The following is a 9,528-nucleotide window of genomic DNA, read 5'->3' as shown; positions in this document are numbered from 1 at the left end:
GTACTTCTCGCGTCGAGGCTTTGGCTGTGGTAGTAAAGGTGCGATTCGTTTCCACAATTCGTCGTCAATGATTGGCTTGTCCATCCCCTTGACCTGGTCGTCACGACGACCAAGGTTAACAGCATGTCCATGAAGTTAACAGCCCCCTTCACGTCTTTTTGAAACCGTCTCTTAGGGTAGTGCGGTTAAAGCGTTTTCTTTGCTTCGTTTCTTTGTCGCTTTGGACAAAGAAATGACGTGCCGCCACGCGCAGTGGCTAATAGAGCAAAAGAAAACAGCCAACATGTAACGCGCGAAGACCTAGAGAGCAGCAACCCGGCACTGACTCCGACCGCTAACGCAAGAACCTGGCACCCCGACCCTGCCCCCGCCCCCGACCGCTCCCCCAACCTCAACTGCCCACCCCTACCCACCCGAGTGCGAACGAAACTTCCCTCTCGTTGCCCTGATCAACTCAAGCACCGCATGCAATATCGGCGACGTATCCCCACGCCGATACAAACAGCTCAGTTCAATATTGCGAAGTTGTCTAGACCTGAGCGGTCGATAAACCACCCCTGGCAAGCGCAGATTCGCGGCGGATTCAGTCGTGACGCAAACACCAAAACGGCTGGCGACCAGCGCAATACACGTCACCACGTCCTCCACTTCCTGCTCCACCCGTAACCTCACGCCTTCGGCCCGGAATGCTGCGGTGACCTCCTGTGCAAGTCCATGCACCGGTGCGTTCGGGTAAAGAATCATCCGTTCACTATCCAGGTCGCCAAGCGTGATCGACTTCTTCACGCATAACGGATGACCCTCGTAAAGCGCGACCAGGAACGGCTCGCGTTGAACCCATTCCACTGCTATGTCCGCTTCATCCGGTACCAGCCGGTTAAACCCGATTGTGATGCGGCGCTCACGCAAGGCCGCGATCTGATCGGCCTTCGACATGTTGTGCAAGCCAATCTTCACGTCGGGCCGATCGGTATGAAACTGCGCAAGCAAACGCGGAATCACGTTCAGGATCCCCGAACTGAAAATGCCGACATCCAGCCGGCCCACGTATCCCTGACCCGCGAGCTGCGCTTGCTCCTCCGCACGGCGGGCAAGCGCAAGAACGTTCGGCACCTCGTCAAGCAATGCGCGACCCGCTTGCGTCAGCTCCGCCCCCTTCGGCGTGCGCACGAATAACGGCGCCCCGAGCTCCTCTTCCAACGCACGGATATTGCGCGTAAGCGGTGGCTGCGCCATATGAAGACGCTCCGCAGCGCGGCCGAAATTCAACTCCTCGGCAAGCACCAGAAACTGCCGCATCTGCTTCAGATCCATTACCGCTCCCCGTTAAAACTCAATACCGGAATGGTATCGGAATCTGAAAAAACGGTATTGGACGATATCCCGCTCAATCGCGCACGATTCGAAGATAGTCAGTACGACAAGTTCGGTGCGCGTCGCGCACAACGGAGACAAACGATGATCATCACCCGTCAGGAAGACGTCACGCGGGCTGTGCTCGATGAATTAAGTCGCGCCTGTAACCCGCGATTCCGCGAAATCATGTCGGCGGCAGTGCGTCACCTGCATGACTTCGCACGCGAAGCGAAACTCACGGAAGCGGAATTCCATCAGGCTTGCAGCGTTATCGCCAAGCTGGGTCAACTGACTACCGCCTCGCACAACGAGGTCGTGTTGATCGCCGGTTCGCTTGGGCTTTCGTCACTGGTCTGCCTGCTCAACAACGGCAACCACGGTCAAACCGAGACGACCGCGAACCTGATGGGCCCGTTCTGGCGCAGCAACTCACCGCGCACCGAAAACGGTGCGTCAATCGTTCGGTCGCCAACGCCCGGCACGCCTATTTTCGTCAACGCATGGGTTCGCGATCTCCAGGGTCAACCCGTGGCCAATGCGGAAGTGGACGTCTGGCATACATCGGCGGAGGGGTTCTACGAGAACCAGGACCCCGGTCAAGCCGACATGAACCTGCGCGGAAAACTGACCACCGACGCCGAAGGGCACATCACCTTTCGCAGCGTCAAACCGGCGGGTTATCCCATCCCGTTGTCCGGCCCCGTGGGTGAATTGCTAAGTGCTCAAGGCCGTCACAACATGCGGCCCGCGCATATCCATTTCATGATTTACAGGCCCGGTTTCAAGACGCAGTTCTCGCAAGTCTATTCAAGCGATGACCCCAACCTCGATACGGACGTCCAGTTCGGCGTCACGCGCGCGCTGGTGGGTCAGTATGTGTTGCACGACAGCCGTACCGAGCCGGCGCCATCAGGCGATGTAGAGGGTCCGTGGTATTCGCTCGATCACCACTTCAGGATTGAAGCGGGCGAAGCGAAGCTGCCGAAACCACCGATCACCGGGAAATCCGAAGGCGCGCGCCCGACGCTCGCGGTGCTGGCGAGAACCTGACGACTACACGCACCAGATCGATTTAAACAAAGGAGGAAGCATGCCAATCGTACAGATATCACTCATTGAAGGACGCGACGACGCCACCGTGAAAGCATGCATCAAGGCGGTCGCTCGCACGATCCACGAAACGCTCGGCGCGCCGCTCGCGTCCATCCGGGTCATCGCAACAGTGGTGCCCGCCACGCATTGGGCCGTTGGCGACCAGACCAAGGACGAGACTGCTGCAGTGGTTCAAAAGCCGGAGGAAAGATGACACCCCAGCTCATTGAGCAAGCTGCGAATGCGTTATTCGATGCCGCTCGCACCGGTCAATTTATCGCGCCGTTGAGAGAGACGTATGAGCAACTCAGCATTGAATCCGCGTACGCCGTGCAGCGCTTCAACACCGACCGGCGGCTGAAGGAAGGACACCGGCTGGTGGGGTGCAAGATCGGGCTGACATCGGTTGCGGTGCAGAAGCAACTCGGCGTGGATCGTCCCGATTTCGGCATGCTCTTCGACGACATGGCCTACGGCGACGGCGAACCGATCCCGGCATCGATCCTCACGCAGCCGAAGATTGAAGGCGAAGTCGCGTTCGTGATCGGCCGCGATATCACCGTGCCGAATCCAGGCGCGCTCGATGTGCTGAACGCGATCGAATACGCACTGCCGGCGCTTGAAATTGTAGGAAGCCGGATTGCCAACTGGAACATTCGTATCACCGACACGATTGCGGACAACGCATCGTCGTCGGCATTCGTGATTGGCAATAGCCCGCGCAAGCTCTCTGAATTCGACTTGCGGCTGTGCGGGATGGTGATCGAACGGCGCGGCGAGCCGGTGTCGGTCGGCGCGGGCGCGGCCTGCCTGGGTAATCCGATCAATGCGGTCGTCTGGCTTGCCCGCACGATGGCCGGGTTGGGCACGCCGCTCAAGGCCGGCGATCTCGTCTTGTCCGGCGCGCTGGGTCCTATGGTCCCGGTCACGCCCGGCGATGTTTTCGAAACCCGCATCAACGGACTCGGTTCCGTGCGGGCGGTGTTTGAACACGACTCTGGCGAGGCCCGCTGATGAGAAAAATCCTCGACTACGCGACGCTCCTCGACGACGCCGCGCGCAACGCAAACGAAGTCGCCCAGTTCGACACGGAAGGCCGCTTGTCGCTCGACGACGCTTACGCCATTCAAGCAGCGTCCATCCAGCGCCGGGTGATGCGCGGCGAGCACCGGGTCGGCGTGAAGATGGGTTTCACGAGCCGCGCAAAGATGATCCAGATGGGACTGTCCGATGTGATCTGGGGCCGCCTGACGGCGGGCATGCAGGTCGAAGAGGGGACGGCTGCCGACTTCTCGCGCTTCGTGCATCCGCGCGTTGAGCCGGAGATTGCATTCGTGCTCAAGCGTCCGCTGTCCGGCAATGTCACCGGTCCCGAGGCACTCGCGGCGGTGGAAGCCATTGCGCCGGCATTGGAGATCATCGATTCACGCTACAAGGACTTCAAGTTCACGCTGCCCGAAGTGATCGCGGACAACGCTTCATCGAGCGGCTTCGTGATCGGGCAGTGGTGCAGTCCGCAGATCGATTTCGCCAACCTGGGACTGACGCTGAACATCGACGGACGCGTGGTGCAGGTCGGCTCGACCGCTGCCTTGCTTGGCCATCCATTGCGCTCGCTGGTTGCGGCCGCGCGCCTGTCCGCGCTCGCAGGCGAGCCCTTGCAGGCCGGCTGGATCGTCATGGCAGGGGGCGCCACGCCCGCCGAATGGATCAAGCCGGGCCAGTACGTCTCCGTCGACATGGAACGCCTTGGGAGCGCCGGCTTTCATGTGAAGGGCTGATCACGGCGGCCCCGCAATCTTTAGCAGTGGACATGGGAATCAGCATGAACAGAAAAGTGAAAGTGGCAATCATCGGGCCGGGCAATATTGGCACCGACCTGATGATCAAGGTGATGCGCAACAGCAAGCACCTGGAGATGGGCGCAATGGTCGGCGTGGACCCGAAGTCCGACGGTCTTGCCCGTGCGCAGCGGCTGGGCGTGGCGACCACGGCCGGGGGCCTGGACGGTTTGCTCAGGCTCGACGTGTTCAAGGATATCGACATTGTCTTCGACGCCACGTCAGCCGGCGCGCACAAGCATCACAACGACGCGCTTCAGGCGCATGGCGTCCAGATGATCGACCTGACGCCCGCGGCGATCGGTCCGTATGTGATTCCCGCGATCAACCTTGAAGCCGAGAACGCGGCCAACATGAACATGGTCACGTGCGGCGGACAGGCAACCATTCCTGTTGTGGCTGCCGTGTCGCGGGTGGCGAAGGTGCACTACGCGGAAATCGTGGCGTCGATATCGAGCAAGTCAGCGGGGCCGGGCACGCGTGCGAACATCGACGAGTTCACCGAGACCACGCGCAGCGCGATTGAAAAGCTGGGCGGCGCCACGCGCGGCAAGGCGATCATCGTGCTGAATCCCGCCGAGCCGCCGCTCGTCATGCGCGATACGGTGTTCGTGCTGTCGGACCTCGCGGATCAGGCGGCGCTGCTGGCGAGCATCGAAGCCATGGTGGCGAGCGTGCAGGCCTATGTGCCCGGGTATCGCCTGAAGCAGGAGGTCCAGTTCGACGTGATCGATCCGTCGACGCCGCTGAACGTGCCGGGTCTGGGGCCCATGCATGGACTCAAGACATCGGTGTTTCTCGAAGTCGAGGGCGCTGCCCACTATTTGCCGTCGTACGCCGGCAATCTCGACATCATGACGTCCGCCGCGCTCGCATGCGGCGACATGATGGCACGTCGCCGCATGGCGGCGGGCGTGGCCCGTGGCGATCAGACAAATCAGGAAACTGTGCAATGACCGGCAAAAAACTCTATATCTCCGATGTAACGCTGCGCGACGGCAGTCACGCCATTCGTCATCAATACAGCATCGCGAATGTCAGGGCGATTGCAAAAGCGCTGGATGAAGCGGGTGTCGACAGCATCGAAGTGGCGCACGGCGACGGCATTGAAGGCTCGAGTTTCAACTATGGCTTCGGCGCGCATTGCGACGTTGAATGGATAAGCGCCGTTGCCGAAAGCGTGAAGACGGCGAAGATCGCGACGCTGCTGATTCCCGGTATTGGCACGACGCACGACCTGCGCAATGCATTCGATGCCGGTGCGCGCATTGTCCGGGTGGCGACTCATTGCACCGAAGCGGACGTGTCGCGCCAGCATCTGGAATTTGCTCGCGAGCTGGGGATGGACCCGGTAGGCTTCCTGATGATGAGCCACATGACGACGCCGGAAAAACTCGCCGGGCAGGCGAAGCTGATGGAGAGTTACGGTGCGTCTTGCGTGTATGTGGTGGACTCAGGCGGCGCGCTGGGTATGAACGACGTACGAGACCGTTTCCGTGCATTCAAGGACGTACTCAACGCGGATACTGAAACCGGCATGCATGCGCACCACAACCTGAGCCTTGGCGTGGCGAATTCGCTGGTGGCGATCGAGGAGGGCTGCGATCGTGTCGATGCCAGCCTCGCAGGCATGGGCGCCGGTGCGGGGAATGCGCCGCTCGAAGTGTTTATCGCGGCGGCGGAACGGCAGGGCTGGCACCACGGCTGCGACCTGTACAAGCTGATGGATGCCGCCGACGACCTGGTCCGTCCGCTTCAGGACCGGCCCGTGCGGGTGGACCGCGAGACCCTTGCGCTTGGTTACGCTGGGGTGTATTCGAGCTTCCTGCGACACGCCGAGGTGGCCGCGAAAAGGTATGACCTGAAGACGGTCGACATCCTCGTCGAACTCGGCAAACGAAAGATGGTGGGCGGGCAGGAGGACATGATCGTGGACGTTGCGCTGGACCTGCTCAAGCGCACGGCACACAGGCCGTCGCATTCCGCGCTGGCCATAAGCGCAGCGGGATGAACCATGCCACACCAATTCGCGCTCGCTGCGCTGACAGCGATTGACCTGACACCACCCGAGCTTGTCAGTGCGGCGGCGCGTAATGGCTACGACGCGCCAGGTTTGCGCTTGAATCCCTTCCGCGCGGGCGAGTTGCAGTATCCGATGTTCGGCAACATCCCGATGCTGCGCTAAGGAAAAAGGCGGTTCCCGTCCTAGTGCAAACCCCAATAATGCGCGATTAGCGAACGCCTGCGTCCGATAATCGATTTCTTTCACGCGCAAGACATTGCCCGGGATCGCACATGACTTTATTGTGTCCATGTGCTGATCCAACACCTCAAGCGCGGCAGATTCAGCCAGTACCGCGCCTCATTTGTTGCTGAACACATTCTTTTTGAACCAGAACTTTCCAACCGTCGTGATCGAGTAGCGAAGCAGGTTAGGAAAGCTTAATAAAAATGCCTGCAGCATTGACCCCAACCCAGAGAATTGAAGGAGGAGACGTAGATGAAGCAATCCAGACAAGCGGGAGCCGCGGTCGTCATGACGGTGGCAATGGCCACGTCCGCGCATGCGCAAAACAGCGTGACGCTGTACGGTATTGTCGATAATTCGCTGACTTACCAAAGCAGCCAGACGACTCTGGGTTCCACCAAGGGCGGAAGCTCCAACATCAAGATGTCGTCGGGCGTGTGGGCGGGCAGCCGTTTCGGCCTGAAGGGCGCCGAGGACCTGGGTGGCGGCACCAAGACGATCTTCCAGCTCGAGTCGGGTTTCAACAGCACCAGCGGCGCGCAGCAATACACCAACGCCGAATTCGGCCGGCTGGCATTCGTGGGGGTAACAAACTCCACGTACGGAACGTTCACGGCGGGCCGCCAGTACACGTCCTACTATTCGCTGCTTTCGCCTTATAGCCCGACCACCTGGCTGACCGGTTTCTACGGCGCGCATCCAGGCGACCTCGATGAACTCGACACCATCTACCGTGCGAATAACTCGCTGGTCTATACGTCGCCCAAGCTCTACGGACTCACGTTCAGCGGCTCGTATTCGTTCGCGGGCGTGCCGGGCAGCGTGAACCAGGGTTCGACATGGAGCGGCGCGGTCCAGTACGTCAACGGCCCGTTCGGGATCGCGGCGGGTATCACGCGCATCAACAACTCAACTCCGGGCGGCGGCGCGTACGGCACGGATTCGACCACGAATTCGGCCGGGCAGTCGGGCGTGTCGGCGGTGACGAACGGCTACCAGACGGCGCAGGCGCAGCAGCGGTTCGCGATCGGCACGGGTTATACGTTCAACAGCGCGTGGGACGTGTCGGCCACCTATTCGAACGTGCAGTACATTCCCGGCATTCACTCGCTGTTCCGCGACACCGCGATCTTCAACACGGCCGGCGCTGTGCTTCACTGGCATGCGTCGACCGCGCTCGATCTGGCGACCGGCTACAGCTACACCCGTGCGACGAAAGCGAATGGCATTGACAGCGTCGCTCAATATCACCAGTTCAACCTGTCCGAGTATTACTCGCTGTCAAAACGAACCGGCCTGTATGCACTGCAGGCGTTCCAGCGCGCAAAGGGCAAGACGCTGGGGACGCCGGGCGCATCCAGCATCATCAATGCGACGGCTACGCTGGGCGATGGTTTCCAGTCGGCGCCTTCTTCGTCGCCAAGCCAGTTCGCGGCAGGCGTGGGCATTATTCACCGGTTCTGATGACCGTACCCGCTGTTCGCCATGTGCATGGGCGGCGCGGGAGAATACCCGGGCCGGCAGCGGCATAATCCGTTACCGGCGCGGGTTCTACGCCAGGATCGCCACTCCAATAACATCGCTCGCGAACTCTGTTCGCAGGGCGGGAATATCATCACTTTGAGTCAGGAGACGCTTCATGCAAGACATTCATCAATCCCCTGCGGTGCATGCCGGCGCGGCGGCACGCACACGCTCACGTACGCGGTTCGTGATTCTCGCGCTGCTCGCGGTGGGCACCATGATCAACTACCTGGACCGCACGGTCCTGGGTATTGCGGCGCCGACCATGACCAAGGAGCTTGGTATAGACGCCGCCGTGATGGGGGTGGTCTTCTCGGCGTTCTCATGGACCTACGCGCTTGCCCAGATCCCGGGCGGTATCTTCCTCGACCGCTTCGGGAGCAAGGTCACCTACTTCCTCGCATTGACGTTCTGGTCGCTCTTTACGCTGTTGCAAGGGTTCGCTGTCGGCCTCAAGTCATTGCTGCTGTTTCGCTTTGGACTCGGCATCAGCGAAGCGCCGTGTTTTCCGGTCAACAGCCGCGTGGTCGCCACGTGGTTTCCGCAACAGGAGCGCGCCCGGGCGACCGGGATCTATACGGTGGGCGAATACCTCGGCCTCGCGTGTTTCGCGCCGGCGCTGTTCTGGATCATGGGGAGCTTCGGCTGGCGTGCGTTGTTTGTATCGGTCGGTGTTCTCGGTATTACGTTCGCGATCGTGTGGTGGCTCTTTTATCGTGAACCGCATGACTCGAAGACCGTCAACCAGGCGGAGCTCGACTACATTGCCGCAGGAGGTGGACTCGAACCGCCCGGCGGCCAGCAGACGCTGGCGTTCTCCTGGAGCAACGTCGGCCAGTTGCTCAAGCGCCGCCAGATCGCGGGGGCATGCCTCGGCCAGTTCGCGGGCAATACCACGCTGGTCTTTTTCCTGACCTGGTTCCCGACCTATCTCGCAACCGAGCGCCACATGGGCTGGCTCAAGGTGGGTTTCTTCGCCGTGATGCCGTTCCTCGCTGCAGCGGTCGGCGTGATGTTCGGCGGCTGGGTGTCCGACCTTCTGCTCAAGCGAACCGGCTCGGCCAACATTGCACGCAAGCTGCCGATCATCGTCGGCTTGCTGGGAGCATCCACCATCATCTCGGCGAACTTCGTCAGCAGTGACGCAATGGTCATCACGATCCTCTCGATCGCGTTTTTTGGCCAGGGCATGGTCGGGCTCGGCTGGACGCTGATCTCGGACATCGCGCCGAAGAACCTGATGGGCCTGACCGGCGGCATCTTCAACTTTTGCGCGAACCTTGCGGGCATTGTGACGCCGCTGGTGATCGGCGTGATCGTGGCGAAGACCGGCTCGTTCTTTTATGCGCTGGCTTATGTCGGGGCGGCCGCGCTGGTCGGTGCGCTGTCGTATGTGTTCATTGTCGGCGATGTCCGCCGCGTGGAATTGGCCGACTAACTGGCGAACCAAGCGCCGAATTTCTTGAG

10 protein-coding genes are annotated in these 9,528 nt (G+C 60.8%); 9 read left to right on the top strand and 1 reads right to left on the bottom strand.

All coding sequences use genetic code 11. The features are described 5' to 3' along the window. Positions 1-405 precede the first annotated feature (405 nt). On the bottom strand, positions 406-1,314 hold the full coding sequence (locus tag ABH944_RS25065; RefSeq protein WP_404609846.1) for a LysR substrate-binding domain-containing protein: 909 nt from the start codon (positions 1,312-1,314) through the stop codon (positions 406-408). Between the two features lie 144 nt (positions 1,315-1,458). Here ABH944_RS25065 and ABH944_RS25060 point away from each other — a divergent pair, with 144 nt between their 5' ends. The 9 genes from ABH944_RS25060 to ABH944_RS25020 all read left to right on the top strand — a co-directional run bounded on the left by ABH944_RS25060 (position 1,459) and on the right by ABH944_RS25020 (position 9,499). Then, the gene (locus ABH944_RS25060) at positions 1,459-2,406 is read left to right on the top strand and encodes a dioxygenase family protein (RefSeq protein ID WP_404609847.1); all 948 of its coding nucleotides are present in this window, start codon (positions 1,459-1,461) and stop codon (positions 2,404-2,406) included. A 40-nt stretch (positions 2,407-2,446) separates the two neighbouring features. Beyond that, the gene (locus ABH944_RS25055) at positions 2,447-2,662 is read left to right on the top strand and encodes a tautomerase family protein (RefSeq protein ID WP_404609848.1); all 216 of its coding nucleotides are present in this window, start codon (positions 2,447-2,449) and stop codon (positions 2,660-2,662) included. Beyond that, positions 2,659-3,462 (top strand): 2-keto-4-pentenoate hydratase, encoded by an 804-nt coding sequence (locus tag ABH944_RS25050; RefSeq protein ID WP_404609849.1) that lies wholly within the window; start codon positions 2,659-2,661, stop codon positions 3,460-3,462. The genes ABH944_RS25055 and ABH944_RS25050 overlap by 4 nt, the downstream gene beginning before the upstream one ends. Then, on the top strand, positions 3,462-4,229 hold the full coding sequence (locus ABH944_RS25045) for a 2-keto-4-pentenoate hydratase (RefSeq protein WP_404609850.1): 768 nt from the start codon (positions 3,462-3,464) through the stop codon (positions 4,227-4,229). Before ABH944_RS25050 ends, ABH944_RS25045 begins: the two co-directional genes overlap by 1 nt. 44 nt (positions 4,230-4,273) lie before the next feature. Next, a complete protein-coding gene (locus ABH944_RS25040) occupies positions 4,274-5,245 on the top strand; it encodes an acetaldehyde dehydrogenase (acetylating) (protein WP_404609851.1) in 972 nt (323 codons plus the stop codon). Then, positions 5,242-6,300, top strand: coding sequence for a 4-hydroxy-2-oxovalerate aldolase (gene dmpG, locus ABH944_RS25035; RefSeq protein WP_404609852.1), 1,059 nt, complete (start codon positions 5,242-5,244; stop codon positions 6,298-6,300). Before ABH944_RS25040 ends, dmpG begins: the two co-directional genes overlap by 4 nt. Positions 6,301-6,303: 3 nt before the next feature. Further along, entirely contained in the window at positions 6,304-6,474 is a 171-nt protein-coding gene (locus ABH944_RS25030) for a hypothetical protein (RefSeq protein WP_404609853.1), read from the top strand. A 315-nt stretch (positions 6,475-6,789) separates the two neighbouring features. Then, the gene (locus ABH944_RS25025; protein ID WP_404609854.1) at positions 6,790-8,001 is read left to right on the top strand and encodes a porin; all 1,212 of its coding nucleotides are present in this window, start codon (positions 6,790-6,792) and stop codon (positions 7,999-8,001) included. A gap of 175 nt (positions 8,002-8,176) precedes the next feature. Then, positions 8,177-9,499 carry an MFS transporter gene (locus tag ABH944_RS25020; protein ID WP_404609855.1) on the top strand — a complete coding sequence of 441 codons (1,323 nt, stop codon included), beginning with the start codon at positions 8,177-8,179 and terminating at the stop codon, positions 9,497-9,499. Positions 9,500-9,528 lie beyond the last annotated feature (29 nt).

Source organism: Caballeronia udeis, from assembly GCF_044909315.1.
Classification (GTDB): domain Bacteria; phylum Pseudomonadota; class Gammaproteobacteria; order Burkholderiales; family Burkholderiaceae; genus Caballeronia; species Caballeronia udeis_A.
Note: the sequence above shows the minus strand (reverse complement) of the source record. Positions and strands in the feature narration are given on the sequence as shown.

Excerpts from the sequence above, each read along its gene's own strand:
- ABH944_RS25040 (WP_404609851.1), top strand. The coding sequence starts at position 4,274 with ATGAACAGAAAAGTGAAAGTGGCAATCATCGGGCCGGGCAATATTGGC.
- ABH944_RS25025 (WP_404609854.1), top strand. The coding sequence starts at position 6,790 with ATGAAGCAATCCAGACAAGCGGGAGCCGCGGTCGTCATGACGGTGGCA.
- ABH944_RS25055 (WP_404609848.1), top strand. The coding sequence starts at position 2,447 with ATGCCAATCGTACAGATATCACTCATTGAAGGACGCGACGACGCCACC.
- ABH944_RS25045 (WP_404609850.1), top strand. The coding sequence starts at position 3,462 with ATGAGAAAAATCCTCGACTACGCGACGCTCCTCGACGACGCCGCGCGC.
- ABH944_RS25065 (WP_404609846.1), bottom strand. The coding sequence starts at position 1,314 with ATGGATCTGAAGCAGATGCGGCAGTTTCTGGTGCTTGCCGAGGAGTTG.
- ABH944_RS25020 (WP_404609855.1), top strand. The coding sequence starts at position 8,177 with ATGCAAGACATTCATCAATCCCCTGCGGTGCATGCCGGCGCGGCGGCA.
- ABH944_RS25030 (WP_404609853.1), top strand. The coding sequence starts at position 6,304 with ATGCCACACCAATTCGCGCTCGCTGCGCTGACAGCGATTGACCTGACA.
- dmpG (WP_404609852.1), top strand. The coding sequence starts at position 5,242 with ATGACCGGCAAAAAACTCTATATCTCCGATGTAACGCTGCGCGACGGC.
- ABH944_RS25060 (WP_404609847.1), top strand. The coding sequence starts at position 1,459 with ATGATCATCACCCGTCAGGAAGACGTCACGCGGGCTGTGCTCGATGAA.
- ABH944_RS25050 (WP_404609849.1), top strand. The coding sequence starts at position 2,659 with ATGACACCCCAGCTCATTGAGCAAGCTGCGAATGCGTTATTCGATGCC.